A 20,491-nucleotide genomic window follows, 5' to 3' on the forward strand; every position below is an offset into this window, starting at 1 on the left:
AATCGGCACCACAGACTACCGCATTACTTTTGCCTGACTACTTAACAGCTGTATAGAGTTTATTTGTAAACCTGAGCAGCTTAAAGCGCACTAGTCCTGTCTAGCACCGGGCAGGCACAAAGGCAACTGTTAGAAGTCTTGCTCAAGTTGTTTCTCTGCACTCCTATTCAGCAACTAAAAAAGGCCGCTCATGCAAGCGGCCTTTTCTGTGATTTATGAGAAGTTAACTCATCCACAAAACCTGTGGAATCTCAGCGAGTCAATCAATAATTAAACATTCGCCGTGCTCAGTCTGGGTGCGTCGCCAGGCAAGCCGGTCACGTCCTCACCAGCGGCGAGGCGCTCACGCTCCTCTTTCTTGCCGTAGGTGTCAAGAATAATAGGGGTGGCGATGAACAGCGACGAGTAGGTGCCGAAAATCACGCCGATAATCATAGCAAAGGAGAAAGAGCGGAGGGTTTCACCGCCGAAGATATAGAGCACCAGCACCACTAGGAACACCGTCGTGAACGTAATCATCGTCCGCGAGAAGGTTGAGTTTAGGGCCGGGTTCACCACTTGGGCGAAAGTCAGCTTGGGGTTTTCACGCAGGTATTCGCGGATTCGGTCGTAGATAACTACTGTATCGTTCATGGAGAAGCCGATAACTGTGAGCAAGGCGGCCACGAAAATCTGGTCCATCTCGTAGTTCAGGCCAAACAGACGGGCAATCGGGAAGGCCGCAATCACGAGCAGTGCATCGTGAAACAGGGCCACCACCGCAGCCATCGAGTACTGCCACCGCTCAAAGCGGAACAACACGTAGACGAAAATGCCTAATAGCGTGAGACCCAGCGAGAGCACCGAAGTACGCTTGATGTCGTCGGCAATTGTGGCGCCCACCTTCGAGGTCGACTTGATATCCGGGGCATCGGCACTGTACTGCTGCAAACCTTGGTTGAGGGCGGCCAGCACTTTGTTGTCGGCGACGGGGCTTTCATCTTCGGCCAAGTAGCCAGTAGTAATGCGCAGACGGTCGGGCGAGCCGTACTGTTTCACTTCCAGACCAGCACCCTGGAACACCGGACGTAGCTTATCGGCGACACTGGAGGCTTCCATAGTCTTGTTGAAGTCGACCACGTAAGCGCGGCCACCCTTGAAGTCCACGCCTAGGTTGGGGCCACCCTGGTAGGCCATTACCCCGAAACCTAAGATGATAAACAGGGCCGAGAAAGTGTAGGCCAACTTGCGCTTGCCCACGATATCGAAGTTCAGGTTCTTGAACAGGTTGCCCGAAATCGAGGTGCTGAAGGTCATCGGGTGATTCTCGTTGCCCTTTACCAGCCACTCAATGATAAGGCGCGACACGAATACCGCCGACAGGAACGAGGTCAATACCCCAATGCCAAGGGTGATGGCGAAGTTTTGCACCGGGCCCGTGCCGAAAAAGCCAAGAATCACGGCAATCAGCATAGTAGTCACGTTCGAGTCAAAAATGGCTGAGAACGCACGTGAGTAGCCTTTGTTGATGGCATCGGTCAGGCCCAGGCCGTGGTCCAGTTCTTCCCGAATACGCTCAAAAATCAATACGTTGGCGTCCACCGACGAGCCGATTACCAGAATCAAACCGGCGATGCCGGGCAGCGTGAGGGCCGTGCCGAACTGCGCCAGCACGCCCAAAATCAGGAACATGTTGAAGAGCAGGGCCACGTCGGCTACGATGCCCGCCCGGCCGTAGTACAGAGCCATGAAAATCATGATAATTACCAGACCGGCCAGCGATGAGTACAAGCCTTGGTTGATAGCTTCCTTACCGAGTGATGGACCCACTACGGCTTCCTCCACAATGCGCGTCGGTGCAGGCAACTTGCCAGCTTTCAGCTGGTTAGCCAGGTCCTGGGTGTCTTCGATTGCGAAGCTACCCGTAATGCTGGTGCCGCCGCCCGTAATTTCGCTCTGTACCACTGGTGCCGAGCACACGTAGTCGTCGAGTACCATGGCTACCTGGCGGCCGATGTTGGCAGCTGTCATTTTAGCCCATTTGCGCGAGCCGGCGGGAGTCATGTTCATCAGCACTTCGGGCTGGCCGGTCGCACCAATGTCAGAGCGGGCGTCGCTTACCACCTCGCCGCTCAGCGGGGGCACGCCGTCGCGGGTTTTGCGCACCGGAATCAACTCCAGGTATTCTTGCTTGTCGATGGTGGTCGGCTTCAGGCTCCAAAGCAGGGTCAGAGTGGGGGGCAATACTGCTTTGGCTTCGGGGCTACGCAGAATGCTATTCATTCGTGCGGTGTCGCGCAGGTTCACACCCAAGCGGCCGGGCATGGTGAAGAGGCGGGCCAATATTCCACCTTTATTAGCAGTGGCGGCCGAGTCAGCCGCGCCTTTTCCCTTGCCAGCGGCCGATTTCTTGGCCAATTGAGCGGCCAAAGACGTCGAATCGCCCTTGGCAGCTGTGCTGCCGGCCACTGCTTTGGCAGTGTCAGCGGTAGCTTGGCCGCCATTTTTCTGAGCAGCTTCTTTGGCGGCTAGCTGGGTGTCGAGCTGCACGAGGTAGGGGCCAACTTCGTTCTGATTCCAAACTTCCCAGAACTCTAGCTTGGCCTGGCCTTGCAGCAGCTTGCGCACGCGGTCAGGGTTGTCGACGCCGGGCAGCTCAATCTGAAGGCGGCCAGTTCCCTTCACCCGCTGAATACTGGGCTGATTCACGCCGAACTTGTCGACGCGAGTGCGCAGGATGTTGAACGAGCGGTCAATAGCCTCCTCAACTTCCTTGTCGATGGCACCAATAACCTTCTCATTCGAGGAGTTGATGTCAATGTTGCGGCTTTTGTTGGTTGTGTTGGCGAAGATGGTGGCCAGTGGCTTACCATTGGCATTTTGCTGATATGCCTGAGCAAACAGAGCCGTGAAAGGCGTGCCCGAGTTGGTTTTCTGAGCTTCCTGGGCTTGCTCAAGTGCCTTATTGAAAGCAGGGTCTTTGCTGTTGCCGCTCATGGCCCGCACGATTTCCACTGGCGAAACCTCCAGCGTCACGTGCATGCCACCTTTCAAGTCAAGGCCAAGGCCGAGCTCACTCTGGCGCACCTCGCGATAAGTGAAGGGGCCGAATACCGGCGCGCGCCACACCGAGTCGAGGTAATGTTGGCGGGCGGCTTCGTCAAGCTTGCCGTTGCGGGTGGCGTAGGCCAAGGCCTTCTGCTGTACCCCACGCGAGATATAGGTGAAGAACAGGAAGTACGCACACAGCGCCGTGACCACAACGGTCAGGGCAATAATTAATCCTTTATTACGCATCGAATTGAGTTATGAGTTTCGAATTATGAATTGTGAATTGGGCCAAAAGGAAATGTAGAATCAGAATTATAAACCAGCCCTAGCCAGTTTATAATTCACACTCCTCAATCCATAATTCCTTAACTAGGGGGCCTGCGGCGAAAGGGCGACGGCTAGCAGCCGCGCCCGGAATACCTCACCAGCCCGCACGCCCGCCTGCAGGCGTGGCACGGCCAGCGCCCGGCGTAAGCCGGGCAGCCAAGTGGCAGTGGTGGCTGGCAGAGGCAGCCAGGCCGTGGCGAGTGGAGCCACAAAATGCTTAACCGAAGCCGTAGCTTCGAGCAGTACCCGCTGCTTCACCACCGTGGCCTTAGGCGGGGCAGCGAAGCGGGTGTCACCCTTGCCCTCGGGGAGACGCAACACGCTCACAGCCCGCTGGTTCAGGCCCAGCACCAGCAACACCGTGGCGGCGAGCCAGGCGAAGCGAAGCGAAAACCAAAAGCGAGAGAGCAGTGCAGGCATGGGTGTAAACGGAGACTGCAAAGGTAATCTTTTGGCGGGAATGAAGGCAAGCGCCTTCTAAACCTCTATCAAGTCACTGCCAAGGCCTTATTTCAGGGCTTCGAATGCGTATTGCGCATCGGTCCAGAAGGCATCTAAGGCGATTATCCGAGGCTTAAAAAACGAAATCAGCGCCGGCCAGTCGTTTCTGTTGAAGAGGTTGACGCCGCCCAACTCTTTATAAATGCGGCTGTAGGGTAGCCCATTGGCATCCGTGGCGTTGGGTTCCCAGGTCCATTCCTCGCCCAACGCTTCGTGCAGCAGAGCCTCTAATTCCAAAAATTGCTCAAAGAATAACTCCCGAATACCTGCGTCGGGATGCGTCATTTCGATGGCAATGGTGGCCCGGCGGTTGTCGGCCTGCATGCGGAAATACACGTGCTTGAGGCCGGTTTTGTAGTTTATCCAATTCCTCGACTCACCCTCGGCGGAGGGTACCGGGGCCATGTACTGCCCAAAGGCAGTCCAGAAAGCCTGGCGTAGTTCAGTCGCTTCTGCTTTACTATACATTGATGGAAGGTAGGAGCCAGGAAAGAGACGCGCCCTTTGCCAAACATGCTTAGAACGGTACGCTAATGAAAAAGCTCCGGCCACTACTGGAGCGACCGGAGCCTTTAGCACGAAAGAATAGCATGAGAAGTTTACAAAGTCGTGGCCTGTAAAGTTTATCATAGTGGTGTGGCCCACCAACCAGCCTCGTTGTTCTGAATAGCTACGGCGCCGGCCGCGTGGTAATAGTCTTCCACGCATTCCCGGAAGCCGGGGTTGTTGATGCTGGCAAAGCACACAGCATGGTCGGCCGCTGGCCGGGGGCCAGTGTGCAAGGTGAAAACACTGCCGCGTTCGGCCTTGGTGATAATGAGGTAGGTGCTGTCGCCCAGCTTGCTCAGCGAGGTATCAAACATCTTATCGCATGCCCTATCAGGGGTTATCTGCTCTTTCAAATCCTTGTTCTTCGCCGGACGTTGCAGCACCCCAGCCTGTCCGTTTTTATCGCAACCCGTCAGTCCTATTAGCCCTAGCGGTACCACCAAGGCGGTGAGTTGCGAGAATCGCACAAATGTTCGTTTCACAATGAAAAGCAAAAAGTGACAGCCCTTGACCACTAGCTGGAGTGGCGAGTCAATCCCTCTCTACCATCCATTAGTGGTTAAATTGTGGCTTCAAGATACTTAGCTTTTCTGATTTTTATACAAATAGTCTATGAAATTAATATAAAATTACAATTTTCGCGCCTTGCGATGACACGTGTACCAGTCACCCGTAGTCTGGCTAACCAAGACCTCCTGCTGGTTATTTCTCGGTAGTTACCTTGGTTCGCAAGAAGCCTACTAATACTTCTAAACCCTTCTCAAACTGACGGTTATTAGGGATTACAATATCAGCGTAGTGTTTGTAAGGGGCAATAAATTGCTCGTAGGTGGGCGCCACATGATGAGTGTAGCGGTAGAGCACATCGGCCAAATCGTAGCCCCGCTCATCCCGGTCGCGAATGATGCGGCGGTGCAGTTTCACGTGTTCTTGAGCGTCGATGTACACTTTGAGGTCGAGCAGCTTGGCAATTTCCTCGAAGTGAAACACAAAAATGCCTTCTACCACCACAATAGGAGCCGGACGGAATACCAGCTCCTTCGGCGTTACGGCCGCATTATTAAAGGTGTATTCCTGCCGGCGCACCTCTTGGCCCTGGCTGATGCGCCGCACGTCGTCGGCATAAGCCGCTGCGTCGATGCTGGCGGGCAAGTCAAAATTTTCGACTCCCATGTCGTCGCGCAGCTGTTTCTCGCGAGGGTGGTAGTAATTATCCTGCGAGATGAGGCAAATCTGCTCTTCGGGAAAGGCGGCCAGGAGTCGGCGCAGAAACGTGGTTTTGCCAGAGGCGCTGCCGCCGGTGATGCCAATAAGATACGGGGTTTGCATAGCAGGCAAAGGTAACGCTGCGCTTTATGAGGAATGAAAAGGAGGAATGAAGAATTGGTGCCTAATAATTCCTCACGCTTTATGTATTACTGTTCATTTAAAAAGGCCACCAGCTTTGCTACTGCCCGGGCGCGGTGGCTGATGCGGTTTTTTTCGATGCTGGTCATTTCAGCGAATGTGCGCTGGTCACCTTCGGTGGGCACGAAAACGGGGTCGTAGCCAAAGCCGCCCGTTCCGCGCGGGGTTTCGGTAATGGAACCGGTCACTTCCCCTGCAAACTCGCGTACCGTGCCATCAGCCTGGACTAAGGCCACTACCGTCCGAAATGTGGCCGACCGGTCGGTGGCGCCCGTTAACTCTCGTAGCAGCTTGGCTACATTATCTTCGGCTAGCCGCTGGGGGCCGGCGTACCGGGCCGAGTACACCCCTGGCTCCCCATTGAGAGCAGCTACTTCCAGGCCCGTATCGTCGGCAAAGCAGGCCACGCCGTAGTGCTCACGCACGTATTCGGCCTTTTGCCGGGCGTTGCCTTCAAGGGTGTCTTGGGTTTCGGGCAGTTCTTCGTGGCAGCCAATATCGGCCAAGCTTAGCAGGGTGAGGCCAGGGGGCAGCAACGGCCGGATTTCGGCTAGCTTGTGCGCATTGTTAGAGGCAAAACACAGCTTGTTTTCAGTAGCTGGCTGTTCGTTGCTTGGTGTTGTTTGCATAAGTATAATAGGCAAGGAGGCACAAAAAAGCCGACAAAAGTCGGCTCAACGTTGAAACTATAATCCTGAATCTACCGAAACATCGACTTAATGGTGCCCCACGAGCGCTGCACGGCGCTGGGCGTACCAGCCAGCCTAGTAAGAAAGCTTTGGTCGCCACCCGGTCCGTGCACCGTGAGGCGGTAGCTGATGGGACCACCGGCTGCCGTACTACCGGCGGCTCGAAATACATTGGTATCAATGTATTGGTACCGGCGCTGGCCAGTAGGAGCTACGTTGGTAACAGTCGTGTAGCTGGTTTCGGTTGAGGTTTTGCGGGCGAGCTCAAAACCTGTGACATCATTTTCCGTATTCACTTCCCATTCCACCCGTACGGTGGCGTTTTCGTAAGCAGCAGTGAAAACAGTAATTGTGGCGGCAAGAACCACGGTAGCGCTCAAGAGCACCAACAGCAGTGCGATGGTGCCAGAACGGTGGAGGAGACGGCGGATGATTACAGCATTCAGCACGCGCGACGGAACGGCCCCAAGTGTGAGCCGAGGCCAAATGTACAACCTTTTCAGAAGTCAACAAGCTCACCCGCACGGGGTCGCGAGGTTCGGCATCAAGAAAATGTTGGCTCTTAGGTTGGGTATCTCCGAGCTAATCCGTACTTTTGCAGTCCCTTCCGCAAAATCGGCAGGGTTCAACTGGTAAAACGGCCCCCGATATGAAAAAAGAAACCCATCCCGAGTACCAGGAAGTCGTATTTCAGGACACTTCCTCGGACTTTAAGTTCATCACTCGCTCCACGATGAAGCCGACCGACACCATCACGATGGAAGACGGCAAGACGTATCCGCTGGTGAAAATCGAGGTGAGCAGTGCTTCGCACCCCTTCTACACCGGCAAAAACATGTTCATCGATACGGCCGGTCGCGTGGAGAAATTCCGTAGCCGCTACGCCAAAAAAGAGCAGGCTAGCGCCAACAAAGAATAGCTTTTACTAAGCGGGGAGCTCATAGCTCGCAGCTATTAGTTTTTTAAAACTCCTTCTGGTAGTCCCAGAAGGAGTTTTTTTTGGCCCCCAACCAAGTCATCAGCCGTAAATTTGACCCATTCTACAAGGAGCTAATAGCTATTAGCTAATCAATAAATTAATGCACGTTCTGCTTTTTGACGACCCGGCCATCCGGCCGCATTTGTTGCCGTTTACCTTCACCCGGCCCGTGGCGGCATTGCGCTGCGGCATCCTCACGCTGGCCGAAAAATGGCAGCACCGATTGGGGGTATCTGCGGTAGGCTACCTCACGCAGCCGTACCTACAAGCTAAGTTTCCGGCTGGTGACGTAAGCGGCGCGGCCCTTATCATCAATGGTGCCGTATGCCCCGACGATTTGCTCGCGCACCAGGTGCAGGCCCTGCAGCCTGGCCAAGCACTGTATTGCGCCGAATTGTTAGTAGCAGCCCACATCACCGACGCCAGCCAGGTAGCCGAACTTATTCAGGACGGCCTACCCGAAACCCGGCAAGTAGCTGAGCCCGTCACGGTAATTGACCGGCCGTGGCAGCTTTTTCTGCGCAATGGTGTCGAAATCCGCCGCGATTTTACCTTGCTCACCCGAGGGCGTAGCTCGCAGCCCGTAAACGATGCACACACCATTGTGTACGGCTCCGAAAACATCTTCATCGAAGAGGGCGTGAAAATTCGCGCCGCCATTCTGAACGCAGAGGATGGACCTATTTACCTAGGTAAGAACTCGCAGGTACACGAGGGTGCCGTTCTGAAGGGACCCATGGCTTTGTGCGAAGGCTCACATATCAACGCGGGAGCTAAAATGCGGGGCGACAATACTGTGGGCCCCTTTTGCAAAGTGGGCGGCGAGGTCGGCAATAGTATCCTGCTGGGTTACTCCAACAAAGGCCACGATGGCTACCTCGGCAATTCTGTCATTGGCGAGTGGTGTAACCTCGGGGCCGACACCAACACGAGCAACCTCAAAAACAACTACGCTCCCGTCAAAATCTGGAGCCACGCCGAGCACCGCTTCGTCGACACCAGCCAAACGTTCTGCGGTCTGATGATGGGCGACCACAGTAAATGTGGCATCAACACCATGTTTAACACCGGTACTGTCGTGGGTGTCGGGGCCAATATCTTCGGGGCCGGCTTTCCGCGCACGTTCATTCCCAGCTTCAGTTGGGGCGGCGCGGCCGGGTTCGAAACCTTCAAGCTGCCGAAAGTGAATGAAGTAGCCGAACGGGTAATGGCCCGGCGCGGCTTGCCTTACGACGCCGTAGAGCAAAATATTATGAAGGAAGTGTTTACCTCCACAAATGAGGACAGAGCATGGGAAAAGTAGGGCGAAGCCTTTGCTTCGCCTTGCGCTGCGGGGCCGCGAGCCCGGAACCATCGCTCGTATTTTATCGCTTATTTCCATTGCCTTCAGCTCCACTAGCCGTCCTACGGCGAAACTTGAAGCAAAAGCCGCGCGCTACTTCTCCCAATGACCTTCGCCGAAATCCCCAACCAAGCCGCCGTTAAGCAGCTCCTGCGCCAGTCGGTACAGCGGCAGCACGTGGCGCATGCCCAGTTGTTGCGGAGCGGTGAAGGGGGCGCGGCCCTGGCCCTGGCCCTGGCCTACGCCCAGTATCTGAACTGCGAAGAGCGTGCCCCCAATGCTGAGGATAGCTGCGGCCACTGCCCGGCCTGCACCAAAATTGCCAAGCTAGCCCACCCCGACCTGAACTTCATCGTGCCCGTGACCACTACCAAAACGGTAACGAAGGATGCGGTGAGCAGCAAGTTTATGGCCGAGTGGCGCAGCTTTGTACTCGACAATCCCTATCAGGGTCTCAACGACTGGATGCAGCACATTGGGGCCGAAAACAAGCAGGGCAATATCTCCAAAGACGAAGCCGTGCAAATCCTGAAGTTGGTGAGTCTGAAAGCTTTTGAGGCTCGTTTCAAAATCGTCATCCTCTGGCTGCCTGAGCTCATGCACCCCGCCGCTGCCAATGCCGTGCTGAAGCTGCTGGAAGAGCCGCCACCCGCCACCATTTTCCTGCTGGTGTCGCACGCACCCGAGCAGCTGCTGCCTACCATTATCAGCCGGGTGCAGCCGGTGGTAGTGCGCCCGTTTTCGGAAGATGACATCACCGAATACCTGCACGCCCACCATCAGGTGCCCGAAGCCAAAGCCCGACAAGTTGCCCAGCTAGCCGAGGGCAGCTTGGGAGCGGCGCTGGCCAGCCGCGATGCCAATGCCGACCACGACTACTTCGAGTTCTTCGTAAAGTGGATGCGGCAGTCTTACAGCCAGAAAGCTGCCGATATTCTCAAGCAAAGCGAAGATTTTCAGAAGCTGGGCCGCGAAAACCAGAAGGAGCTGTTGAGCTACTCGCTGGGACTGCTGCGCAAAGTGTTGCTGTTCGGCATCGACCCGCGATTCATCCCGCACCTAGCCGCCGCCGAGCAGGATTTTGTGACCAAATTCTCCAAGCTCGTGACGCCGCGCAACGCCGATTTGTTAACCAAAGAATTAACCGAAGCCCACTATCACATCGAGCGCAATGCCAACGCCAAAATGGTGTTTGTTGATAGTTCGCTCCGGCTGGGCCGCCAGTTGCGCGAGGCTCAAGGCTGAGGCTGCTGGGTCGTTAAATGTTAAACACTACCTGTTAAATGACAAACCCCATTCGTCTCGCCACTCGCGCCAGCCGCCTTGCTCTCTGGCAAACCGAGCACGTAGCCAGCTTGCTCAATAAGGCTGGCTTTGCCACCGAAATTGTGCCGATGCAAACCACCGGCGACGCCGTGCAGGACCGGTCTCTGGCCAAAATCGGCTCGAAGGGCGTGTTTACCGAAGAGTTGGAACTGAGCCTGCTCCGGGGCGAAACGCACCTAGCCGTGCACTCGGCCAAAGATGTGCAAAGCAGCATCCCGCGCGAGTTGGAACTACTGGCTTTCCTGGAACGCGAACAGGTAAATGACGTCGTACTCAGCTACAACGAGGGTTTTTTACTCGACAAGCCCGGCATCGTTCTTGGCACGAGCAGCACCCGTCGCAAGGCCCAACTCCGCCGTTTCTATCCCAATGCCACCACTGCCGAAGCCCGCGGTAATCTCCAAACTCGCCTCCGCAAGCTCGAAGAAGGACAATTTGATGCGTTGGTGCTGGCCTATGCGGGCGTGCACCGCATGGGTTACGAGCATTTGGTGCGGCATACGTTGCCTGCCCATCAGTTTGTGCCCGCTACCGGCCAAGGTAGCATTGCTATTGAATGTGCGGCCGAATTAGATAAATCCCTGAAAGCAGGACTTAAAGCCGCCCTCGACCACCCCACCACTCATACCTGCCTGCTGGCTGAGCGCGCCTTTTTGCATACCATGGAAGGAGGCTGCAGCATTCCATCATTTGCGCTAGCCACCTTTGATGATAGTAAGCTGCGTCTGCACGGTGGCCTTATCAGTCTGGATGGCGAGGAGTATGTAGAAGAAATTCAAACCGCCGAAGCATCTGTCAGTGCTCACGAGTTGGGCATTTCGGTAGCCGATGCAGTACTGGCCCGTGGCGGCCGCGAGATACTAGCCAGCATCCGGGAACACCGCGGATAAGCCCCTATTGTGTCGCCGCTCACTAATTGGGGTCCGGCAAATGAATGCGCGTAGTTTTGCGAAGTATTTTGTTTTTATCTCTTCCCTTTCAATGAAGCTCACTATCCCTGGTTTCGGGTGGGTACTGCTGGCCCTGCTGTGGCTGAACTCCTCCGCCTTTGCTGCCGACACTCCTGCCAAGCCCGCCAAAAAAAGCAGCAAAGACGAAGTCGTAACCATTACCACTTCGCAGGGCGTCATCCGCTTGATTCTGTTCGACGACACCCCGCTGCATAAAGCCAATTTTCTGCAAAAAGCCAAAAGCGGTTTCTACGATGGCACTACGTTCCACCGCGTCATATCGGGCTTTATGATTCAGGGTGGCGATGCTAATAGCAAAGACGCTGACCCCAACAACGACGGCATGGGCCAGCCTACTGACCCTACCATTCCCGCCGAGTTTGGCCCCGGCTACAAGCACAACTATGGCGCTTTGGCTGCCGCCCGTCAGGGAGACTTTGCCAATCCACAGCGCGCAAGCAGCAGTTCACAGTTCTACTTAGTTGAAAACCAAGATGGTACCCACTTTCTCGATGGGCAATACACGGTTTTTGGCCAAGCCATTCAGGGATTAGATATCATCAATAAAATTGCGGCGCTGCCCAAAGACGGTCGTGACCGGCCCACCACCGACCTTAAAATGACCATGAAGGTGGAAAAGTTGAAACGTAAGAAAATAACGAAAATCTACGGATATAAGTACGAATAACCATCTGATAGATATTGGATTGCAGGAAATGACTTGGTGAAAATTGCTGTGATTTCTGGTCCATAGATAATAAGGACTCAAATAGCTCGTTAGTTGACTGATACTTGCTCAATGAAAGTCCTTATTACCGGTTCTAATGGCCTGTTGGGTCAGAAACTTGTAGCCCTGCTTCAGCAGCAAGCTGGTGTGGAGCTTGTTGCTACCTCGCGCGGGACCAACAAGTTAGCGGCCCTCTATCCCCATGTCCGGTTCATTGCTCTTGATGTAACTGATGTTACCCAAGTGTGGCAGGTACTGGCCCAAGAACAGCCAACCCATCTTATCCATACGGCGGCCATGACCAATGTGGATGAGTGCGAGTTGAACCAGGAGTCCTGCTGGCAGCAAAACGTGGACGCTGTGGAAAACCTGGTCAATGCTTGCTCCAACCAGCGTATCCACCTCACCCACGTGAGCACGGACTTCATCTTTAGCGGAGAGGAAGGTCCCTTAGCGGAGGATGCGGAACCCGGCCCCGTCAATTTTTACGGCCAGAGCAAGTTGGCGGCAGAGCGGTTGGTGCAAGCTAGTGCTGGCCCTTGGGCCATTGCCCGCACAGTGTTAGTGTATGGAGTCGCCCATGAATACGGCCGCACCAACCTTGTGCTTTGGGTACGCGACTCCCTGCGAGCCGGAAAGCCCATCAAAGTAGTGGCTGACCAATGGCGCACGCCCACGCTGGCTGAGGACCTCGCGCAAGGCTGCTGGCTGCTGGCCCGGCAGTCGGCACAAGGTATTTACCACATCAGTAGCGATGAGTTGCTGACACCCTATGCCATGGCCCTGCGCGTCGCCGATTACTTCAGTCTTGATAAGGCTTTGATTGAAAAGGTTGATGCCAGCATTTTTTCGCAGCCCGCTCGACGGCCTGCTCGCACCGGCTTTATTATCGATAAGGCCCGGCGCGAACTCGGCTACCAACCGCACACCTTTGCTCAAGGTATTGGCTTGGTAGGGGCTCAGAGCGAAATAATAGACAAAAAAAACCCGCCGGGGTAGACGGCGGGTTGTGACTCAACAGGGGTAGCCGGTGAGCAGTAGATACAGAAGTGGGGTAGACTAGTATATTGGGTAGAGCAGAGTTAGCAGTTAGTTAAAAACTAAAAGCATAACAATTATGTGAGGGTAGGAAATGGAAAGGAGGATTTAAGACTGGGGCCAGACGCCTACCAGGAGGCCACCTACCAACACGGCAGTATGACCAAGGAGGGCAGCTTCGCCAAGGGCGCGTGGCACTATCATGCCATCAGGAGTAACGAAATCAATGCCTACCGAAATAGGCCGGGCCGGACGAGGGGCTTTCGAACGACGGGGAGCACTTAGCGAGGGGTAAATAAGCAGGTACATAAGGGCTTCGGTAGATAATTGGGCTGGATATGTGCGGGCAGCGAACTGAAATTGGCTCTTAGACAATACAATATTACAGCCCTATTTCACCCTAAAAAAGGACACAACGGCTCAGGTTGAGACATCAAAAACAAGCCGGTTTTGCAGAAAAAACACAATTTGCAACTTGTAAAAAGTTAAAGTTTAATAAAATAAATTTCCAAAAGCAAAAATTATAGCTTTGAAAAACAATGATTTATGATTTGAGCCCTGCCACAAGAATACGCGCTATACCGCTCAAAAAAAAGCTGATTTGCGACATCAATCAGACCTGTATGGTCTGATTCTTTCATCTAAAAACAGACCAACTATCCAAGGTCAGCGAGGAGGATGATTAGAAAAAGCTAGCCGTCGCCGACTTATTGAGTTAAGACTTACTATAGTGATTATAAGGCAGCTGACTGGAAATACGAAAACCCACCAAGCACTAGGATCATCACGCACAGTTGCCAAAAGGCGGCCCCAACTAGCCACATCCGGTGGCAAGCCGATTCCCAAAAACGACAAGGTGCTTTCCAAGCCTAGCAAGCCTGCAATGCTTAGCGGCAATGCCGTGCGCAATGGCTGCAGTGCATGTGGTAAGGCATGAACAAACCAGACTTGAGCCGCTGGTATGCCAGCCGCGCGGGCGGCTTCCACGAATGGCAAAGCACGCACTCGGAGCATTTGCGCGCGCACCAGTCGGGCCGAGTGCGGCCATGTTGTAAGCGTGAGCAAGGCCAGCAAGCTAGGCAGTGAGACATCGCTAACTGCGGCCATGGCCACTACCAATACCAAGCGTGGAATAGTATCTAGGGTTGTCGCTACACCCATCACCACCGCATCAATAGGTACGGGCCAGGCCGGCCAAATTTGCTTGCGTAACCACGCGGCTACTACCGAGCACACTCCGACAATGGCTATTACAAATGCGAGTAGAGACATCGGCAACCGAAGTACCCACCAGCCACCAGCTACTGCCACCAACCAATAAGGCACAGCTAACCGGATGCTATTGCCCCAAAAGCCCGCTGCTCCGCCTAATAAAGCTCCCAATATAGCCGATAAAACAGCAGCAGGCAATGTGAGCAACACAGTCGTGCGAGCTCCGAATATGAGCACGCTCAGTACGTCGCGTCCCTGTGGGTCAGTGCCTAACCAATGGTTGCTGGCCCCAAAGGGTGGTGCTGCTACATGGGCTAAGTCGGGGAAGCCAGGTAGATAAGGCAGCGGCAGCGTCGTTGCCAAGATGGCTATCAGCACCACAAAGCTCAGCCACGCAATGGCCAGCTTTTGGGACCAGGAGATAAAAGTGCTGTTCAGGAGGGCCAACGGATACGAGGATCAGCCCAAAAGTAAAGAAGGTCGGCCAGTAGCAACGCCAGCAGGCGGGCTGTACCCGCGAGGAGCACTCCGCCTACCAGAACGGGATAATCGCGGGCGGCAGCAGCCTCGGTCAGCAGGCGACCCATGCCGGGTAGTGCAAACACGACTTCTACCACTACCGCTCCACCTACCAGTGCCGGCAACAGCTCAGCGAGTTGAGTGAGGGTAGGAAGCAAGGCATTACGCAGTGCGTGACGCCGAATAACCACCCCCTCGGCTAAGCCTTTAGCTCGGGCGGTGGTGGCATAGTCAGTGCGCAACTCTTCGGTTAGGGCCGCATCTAGTTGCAGCGCAAGTTCAGGCAGGGCCGTGAGTGCTAGCGCAATCACGGGTAGAGCCATGTGCATCAAGTAAGTACTGGTACGGCTCCAGACACTCAATTCAACGTCAACGGATTGCGTAAGCCCGTACGCCGGAAACCAGGCGAGCATTTCTGGGTTGGCAAAGGCCAACAATAATATCAGTGCGACTACAAAGAGTGGCAACGCTTGGAGCGCCGCCAAGATGGTGCGCACGGGCTGCTGCCACCGTGGGCGGGCCGCCAAGCGCTGGCCCATAGCCAGTGCGGCACCAGCCGCAAGAAGGAGTGCCGTGCCTGTTAGGGGCAAGGAATAGGGTAGCGCCGCCAACAATGCTTCAGTGACTGGTTGGCTCGTACGAAATGACTGACCAAAATCTCCTTGCACGGCGCGCCGCAGCCAGTGGTGGTACTGGTTTTGTAGCCCGTTCCAGTACCATTTTCCTGCTGCCCGACTTATATAAAAAAGTGGCAGATTTAGTCCCAGACGCTGTCGTACTGCCTCACGCGCGGCTTGCCGGGCAACGGGAGTTCCTACCGCGTAGCCACTCAGGTCGGTGGCATCAGGCAGGGCGAGTTGTTCGGCCCGGGCGGTATCCTGGCGGCTGAGTAGAAACACAACCGATGCAATGGCCCATACGGCGATTGCCGTGCGCAGCATGCGAAAACCAATCCATTTTACCATGCGCTACTGAGCGATGGGTTCTGCCACGCGGCTAATGGCAGCCGCGGCAAATCCTGGTTTAAGTCCTGTTACGTGTAAGTCAGTTAGATTGCGAGCAGCGGCAATACGCATGGGCAGAAAGAAGAGTGGCACCAGTGGAGCATCGACTCGAAGCCGGGTTTGCAGCTTGCGCAATAAACGTGCTTTGCGTGTTGGGCCCCCGGCAGTTACTATGGCTTCGATGAGGCTATCGCTCGAAGGGGTACCATAGCCCGTTAAATTGCCTTCACCTACGGAGCGTGAGTGGAGAATAGGTGCAAAATTAAAGATGAAAGGATTTCCCCTGATTGTGCGGATGTACACATCAAAATCACCGGCTTGCAAACTAGCCGTAAGAACGGCCGACTCGGTGGGTTGTAAGTGCACGGGAATACCTAACTGTGCAGCAGCAGCCTTAAATTGTAAAGCCGCGGTTTCGAAACTGGTTTCGTCGGCCCGATATCGGATGCTTAGCGTGAGCCGCTCCGTGCGACCTTGGGGGCTGCGGCGCTGCCAGCCGGTGCTTTCAGCAGTTCCTATTCCCTGCTGCCAGCCTGCACGACGTAAGAGAACCGCTGCTTCTGTCGGGCTATAATGTAGTAACGGTAGACTGTCGTTATAATTGGTCTGGTCGGTAGGGCTTATCAGGCCCACAGTTAGCAGACCTTCAGCCTGCTGAGTGGCCTTTAATAATCCGGCTGCGTCGAATAGCCGGCTCAGTGCCTGACGTGTGCCCGCATCAGCCAGTGCCGGGCGACGGGTATTGAAGCCAGCTGTTACTACGTCGTAGGACGGGGCGGTATAAAAGCGTAATTTGGACTTAGCTGATGCTAGCCGTTGGAGGCGGGCAAATTCTCGTACCGGTACTTGAGGATACACATCTAGTTCACCGCGCTGCAGGGCCAGAGAAGCCGTTGCGTCGTCGGGGATGATTGCAAACTGTAATTGGGCAGGTCGGGCTAGCAATACAAAAGGCGTCGGCTTTATCCGTTTGCCCCACCAACTAGACTTGCGCCGAAGTTGCAGGAATTGATTTTTCTCCCAGGCCACCAGTTGATAAGGACCACAGCCGGGCAAGTACCCCGGCCAGCGGCCCGATGTGGCCGCAAGGTAGCGGCGAGCCAGGGTTGTGAGCACGGAATCGGGTTTCGCGCTTGCAGTCCTGGCTCGCAGCTGTGCTAGCGAATACTGCCGCAATCGCTGTTGTGGGTCGAGTGCTGCCTCAGATAGAATAAAGAAGTCGCCAGAGGATTGAGCAAACTCAGGGGCCTGACCCTGGCAGTACATGGTGAAACGGCGCGGATCGGAGTTGTCGTAGCGTAGTGCTCGGATAAAGCTGAACTGTGACCGTGCTGCCTCGTTCGGAAGGCCAGGACAGTGCATCAGCTTCAGGGTAAAGTCAACGTCGTGAGCGAGCACGGGTTGCCCATCGTCCCAAGTAGCTGCTGTCCGCAGCTTATAATCAAGTAGCGTTAGTGAATCACCAACTAAGTGCACAGTCGGAAGGCTTTCAACTAGTGCTGGAGCAAATACCTGTTGGGAGTAATTGTTTTGCAATAAGCTGTAATGCAATAAATTATTTGCATCTACAGCGAACTGATTCGGTAGAGCCATTGGATCCAGCGTTTCTGGGTCGTGGGTCCACCGAATGCGCAAGGGAGAATCAGGCGCGGCTAGCGGCGAACACTTCACCAAGAGAAACCCAATGCAGAAAGTAAACAGGCCTGGGACCAGGAAGGGAATCTTCATGCACTATCAGCTAACCGCTTCAACAGCGAACTAGTCAGGCGCAAGGTAGGCATGAACAGGCGGTTAGATACTATTTGTCGTGGCCCCAGCCACCAGTACCACCATCTGTAACGGGAGGCGTAGTATTGTTGCTTACAACATCGTGGCCCCAGCCACCGGTGCCGCCATCTTTAACCACAGCAGTAGAAGCGGAATTTTGAGAAGATTGGGTAGTTGCAAATGAGCCGGTGAAACTAGCAAATTGGAACAGGGCGATGGCTAGAAATTCGAACATGGCGGTGAGGTTGGTTAATTGTGTTTGGACTTTGAATGACACAAAATTAGACCTCGCCTTAGGTGAGGAAAAGGAAACTATAATGATAAACGTGACTAGTATTTTTATTATTAAAATTAGTATTAATAATGCAGAGACAGCATGATAGTTATTTTCACTGCTATCTGCTAGAAATCTACTTTAGTTCTTCTTCCTGAAAATGCTTAAGTTGTGACATTCAAGTCCAGAAAAGGTTATAAATAACCAATATACAAAGTTGAAAGATTGGGCTGTGATACGAAAGGAAACAAGCCACTCTATTGAGACATTATATTTTGAGCTATTTTTGATGGTGGATGTGTCTATTTATTAAACGAAGCCACTTTTTCGATGAAGGATATTGCAAATTTGGTTCGGATTGTGACGTCACGAAGTGTGTCTTCTGTACCAATATTGGACTTACATAGCGGAAAATCCAATAAAGAGAATAAATTTATCACTGCTCTACTTGATATTCCTGAAGCCACTCAATTACAGATAGTAAAGGCTATCTATGGCAAAGCAAATACGCCCAATGTGCGGGCTATGCAGCGATTACAGTCACGGGTACAGGCTAAACTCTTGAATCAACTCTATTTTTTGGACCATTCTGATCCAAGACATCTAGTATCGCGTCGTCATCAACTTGAATGCCTAGACCTGCTGCATAAAGTTAGTATTTTATTTGCGGAAGGGGAGTATACCTTAACTGAGCGATTATTGCAACGCTGTCTGCGTCTGGCACAAGCTGGTGAGTTTACTGACTACACAGTACAGTGCGCCCGGATGATGCGTACCCTCTACGCAGAACAACGCCAATCGCTGCGCTATCAGAAAGTTGCCAAGCTGTTATTGAAAGCTCAGCAACTGATGGCCTGGGAAGATGAAGCCGAACGCATTTATTCTGTTACCCAATTGGCCCTAGCTCGCACCGTGAGCAGTCGACGGGCAGTGCTACCACTAGTACCAGGCTATATTGATCAACTAGATGCTTTACATCGGCGGGCCCGTACGTTCAGTACCTTCAATTATTTGTATCGCCTTCGTCTGGTGTATGAGGAGTTGAAAGGTAATTATCCGGAAATTATCCGGCTAACAGCCACAGCGGCCCGCCGACTACAAGATGGCAAGCTAAATGAGCGACGGTTTGATAAACGCTATAATCACTTTATGAGCATCTATGCGCACTTACACAACCGGCAACCCCTGCAAGGGCTCAAGTTGGCGCAAGTGTATGTTCGCGATTTTCATCCGTCGTCGAGCAACTGGTTTTACTTTCAGGAGCACCATTTACTGCTGGCCTTACATGCCGAGCATTACGATTATGCCCAGCAACTATTGTATACTACCAGCAAAAACCCGGCATACCTGAAACAGCGGGCCGCCGCGCTGGAGCGCTGGGACCTATACCGGGGCTACATTGAGTTTGTGCGTCCTGCGCAACGCGTAGGGCTGGCTCGTCGGAAGCAGCTGGCGCAGTGGGTCCTTACGTTGCCCGAGTTCAGCCGTGACAAGCGTGGTCACAACGTTGCCATTCTGGTGCTGCAACTGCTGCATCTTCTTCGTGAGCGTAACCTGGAGGAAGTGTTGGTGCGGCTGGAGCGCCTGCGCAAATACCAGCAGCGGCATCTGCGGGAAAGTAATATGCTGCGAATCCGGTTGTTTTTGCGGCTCTTACAGGTAATTGTGGAGAAGAACTTTGACGCGAATGGGGCGATGGAGCGGGGCAAGGCATTGTTGCAACAACTACGGGAGACGCCCCCGCCGGGTGCAGCCTTTGCCGAAGTCGAAATCATTCCCTACGAGCATCTGTGGAGCTTAGTGCTGGATCTGCTACGTGAAGGTCCGCCGGTGGCACACGAGGAATTGAACTCGTAATTCAAACCCCTTCCTGGCCCTGCCCGCTTCGCACTTCACCTCCTCAATCGCTCGCACCGCCACGCCCGGCGACGCCGCACCCGCTCCTCTGGCGTGTAAGGCCGCTGTGTGGTGAGCCAGAACCGCCGCAACTTCGGCCCTAATGGTGGCCCCTGACACGCGCCTGCGCCGCGCCCTATCATCCCGGTGCACTACCGGCCGCTGGCGGCTATGATATTATTTCATTTAGCAAAAATACCATAGCCATCCGCTATGGTATTTTTGCTAAATGAAATAATATCATAGCCCTTTATCATGCCACGTTCCGCTTTTCCTTCTACCCGACTGCCGGCCCGCGTCCGGGCTTGGTTTGGCCTCACGCAGGCCGAGTTGGCGATGTTTCTGCGCGTTAGTCCGGCCACGGCCCAACACGCCGAAAGCGGGCGCTACCGCCTCACGGCTGCCGTGCACGAGGCCCTGCAGCCCCTGGCCCACCACTTGCCCCCGCCCAACGCCCTACCCGAAGCAGACCCGGCCTTGCCCCCGCCCGATGCCGCCGAGCTGGCCTACCGCCGCCTGCAATGCGGGGGCCAGAGCCGCCGCCTGCAACGGGAGCTCGACCGGCTCGAAGCGCAGGCCCGCTACGGCGCCCGCTGGGCCACCGCCGCGCCTGCCCTGCTCGCGGCCAGCCCGACCGGCTCCGACCCTGCCGCCGTCCGCGAACGGGCCTGGCTACAGGCCTGGCTGGCCCATCGCGCCCGTCCCCTCACGGCCGCCGAGGCCGCTCGCGTCCAGCTGTTGCGGGCCCGTCTGGTGGGGCTAGCCGCCGAGTTAGCCGCCTTGGCTGAAGGATAGGCCGAAACGCCCCGTGTCCCGGTGCCACCCGGCCCGGCACCGGTGAAGAAAAATGGGATATATTGCCATGATTATTGGTTTATTCTCATTTCTAACTTCTTTTTTCTTCCTGCCCATGGTTCTGAACTACAACCTGCTGCTCACCTACGCCGACTGTGA

20 protein-coding genes are annotated in these 20,491 nt (G+C 54.6%); 8 read left to right on the plus strand and 12 right to left on the minus strand.

Annotated features, from left to right (window positions below):
* Window positions 1-270 precede the first annotated feature (270 nt).
* The 7 genes from secDF to WX88_RS24915 form a co-directional block, all read right to left on the minus strand.
* The gene (gene secDF, locus WX88_RS24885; RefSeq protein WP_046247146.1) at window positions 271-3,276 is read right to left on the minus strand and encodes a protein translocase subunit SecDF; all 3,006 of its coding nucleotides are present in this window, start codon (window positions 3,274-3,276) and stop codon (window positions 271-273) included.
* A 123-nt stretch (window positions 3,277-3,399) separates the two neighbouring features.
* Entirely contained in the window at window positions 3,400-3,777 is a 378-nt protein-coding gene (locus tag WX88_RS24890; protein WP_046247147.1) for a hypothetical protein, read from the minus strand.
* Window positions 3,778-3,864: 87 nt separating this feature from the next.
* On the minus strand, window positions 3,865-4,326 hold the full coding sequence (locus WX88_RS24895) for a DUF4268 domain-containing protein (RefSeq protein WP_046247148.1): 462 nt from the start codon (window positions 4,324-4,326) through the stop codon (window positions 3,865-3,867).
* 158 nt (window positions 4,327-4,484) lie between these two features.
* Entirely contained in the window at window positions 4,485-4,889 is a 405-nt protein-coding gene (locus tag WX88_RS30525) for a hypothetical protein (RefSeq protein WP_156176418.1), read from the minus strand.
* Between the two features lie 220 nt (window positions 4,890-5,109).
* Window positions 5,110-5,736, minus strand: coding sequence for a uridine kinase family protein (locus WX88_RS24905; protein WP_046247150.1), 627 nt, complete (start codon window positions 5,734-5,736; stop codon window positions 5,110-5,112).
* A gap of 86 nt (window positions 5,737-5,822) precedes the next feature.
* Window positions 5,823-6,443: an RdgB/HAM1 family non-canonical purine NTP pyrophosphatase gene (gene rdgB / locus WX88_RS24910; RefSeq protein ID WP_046247151.1), complete on the minus strand. Its 621-nt coding sequence runs from the start codon at window positions 6,441-6,443 to the stop codon at window positions 5,823-5,825.
* Window positions 6,444-6,514: 71 nt separating this feature from the next.
* A complete protein-coding gene (locus tag WX88_RS24915; RefSeq protein WP_156176419.1) occupies window positions 6,515-6,952 on the minus strand; it encodes a hypothetical protein in 438 nt (145 codons plus the stop codon).
* A 200-nt stretch (window positions 6,953-7,152) separates the two neighbouring features.
* Here WX88_RS24915 and WX88_RS24920 point away from each other — a divergent pair, with 200 nt between their 5' ends.
* The 6 genes from WX88_RS24920 to WX88_RS24945 all read left to right on the plus strand — a co-directional run bounded on the left by WX88_RS24920 (window position 7,153) and on the right by WX88_RS24945 (window position 12,826).
* On the plus strand, window positions 7,153-7,422 hold the full coding sequence (locus WX88_RS24920) for a type B 50S ribosomal protein L31 (RefSeq protein ID WP_046247153.1): 270 nt from the start codon (window positions 7,153-7,155) through the stop codon (window positions 7,420-7,422).
* Window positions 7,423-7,582: 160 nt separating this feature from the next.
* Entirely contained in the window at window positions 7,583-8,785 is a 1,203-nt protein-coding gene (locus WX88_RS24925; RefSeq protein ID WP_046247154.1) for a GlmU family protein, read from the plus strand.
* A 144-nt stretch (window positions 8,786-8,929) separates the two neighbouring features.
* The gene (locus WX88_RS24930; RefSeq protein WP_046247155.1) at window positions 8,930-10,069 is read left to right on the plus strand and encodes a DNA polymerase III subunit; all 1,140 of its coding nucleotides are present in this window, start codon (window positions 8,930-8,932) and stop codon (window positions 10,067-10,069) included.
* Between the two features lie 38 nt (window positions 10,070-10,107).
* On the plus strand, window positions 10,108-11,040 hold the full coding sequence (gene hemC, locus WX88_RS24935) for a hydroxymethylbilane synthase (protein ID WP_046247156.1): 933 nt from the start codon (window positions 10,108-10,110) through the stop codon (window positions 11,038-11,040).
* A 91-nt stretch (window positions 11,041-11,131) separates the two neighbouring features.
* Window positions 11,132-11,788 carry a peptidylprolyl isomerase gene (locus WX88_RS24940; protein WP_046247157.1) on the plus strand — a complete coding sequence of 219 codons (657 nt, stop codon included), beginning with the start codon at window positions 11,132-11,134 and terminating at the stop codon, window positions 11,786-11,788.
* 111 nt (window positions 11,789-11,899) lie between these two features.
* Window positions 11,900-12,826: an SDR family oxidoreductase gene (locus tag WX88_RS24945; RefSeq protein WP_046247158.1), complete on the plus strand. Its 927-nt coding sequence runs from the start codon at window positions 11,900-11,902 to the stop codon at window positions 12,824-12,826.
* Window positions 12,827-12,973: 147 nt separating this feature from the next.
* On the opposite strand, the gene WX88_RS30530 is transcribed toward WX88_RS24945, so the two are convergent.
* The 5 genes from WX88_RS30530 to WX88_RS24965 form a co-directional block, all read right to left on the minus strand.
* Window positions 12,974-13,174, minus strand: coding sequence for a hypothetical protein (locus WX88_RS30530; protein ID WP_156176420.1), 201 nt, complete (start codon window positions 13,172-13,174; stop codon window positions 12,974-12,976).
* A 357-nt stretch (window positions 13,175-13,531) separates the two neighbouring features.
* On the minus strand, window positions 13,532-14,137 hold the full coding sequence (locus tag WX88_RS32240; RefSeq protein WP_394331765.1) for an ABC transporter permease subunit: 606 nt from the start codon (window positions 14,135-14,137) through the stop codon (window positions 13,532-13,534).
* A 374-nt stretch (window positions 14,138-14,511) separates the two neighbouring features.
* Entirely contained in the window at window positions 14,512-15,561 is a 1,050-nt protein-coding gene (locus WX88_RS24955; protein ID WP_052733086.1) for an ABC transporter permease, read from the minus strand.
* Between the two features lie 3 nt (window positions 15,562-15,564).
* The gene (locus tag WX88_RS24960; RefSeq protein ID WP_046247160.1) at window positions 15,565-17,328 is read right to left on the minus strand and encodes an ABC transporter substrate-binding protein; all 1,764 of its coding nucleotides are present in this window, start codon (window positions 17,326-17,328) and stop codon (window positions 15,565-15,567) included.
* Between the two features lie 70 nt (window positions 17,329-17,398).
* Window positions 17,399-17,602 (minus strand): hypothetical protein, encoded by a 204-nt coding sequence (locus tag WX88_RS24965; RefSeq protein WP_156176422.1) that lies wholly within the window; start codon window positions 17,600-17,602, stop codon window positions 17,399-17,401.
* Window positions 17,603-17,971: 369 nt separating this feature from the next.
* Here WX88_RS24965 and WX88_RS24970 point away from each other — a divergent pair, with 369 nt between their 5' ends.
* The gene (locus WX88_RS24970; protein ID WP_156176423.1) at window positions 17,972-19,498 is read left to right on the plus strand and encodes a hypothetical protein; all 1,527 of its coding nucleotides are present in this window, start codon (window positions 17,972-17,974) and stop codon (window positions 19,496-19,498) included.
* Between the two features lie 294 nt (window positions 19,499-19,792).
* The gene (locus WX88_RS24975) at window positions 19,793-20,332 is read left to right on the plus strand and encodes an antitoxin Xre-like helix-turn-helix domain-containing protein (protein ID WP_046247163.1); all 540 of its coding nucleotides are present in this window, start codon (window positions 19,793-19,795) and stop codon (window positions 20,330-20,332) included.
* The last annotated feature ends 159 nt before the right edge of the window (window positions 20,333-20,491 follow it).

The sequence above is a fragment of the Hymenobacter terrenus genome (genome assembly GCF_000972495.1).
Lineage (GTDB): Bacteria > Bacteroidota > Bacteroidia > Cytophagales > Hymenobacteraceae > Hymenobacter > Hymenobacter terrenus.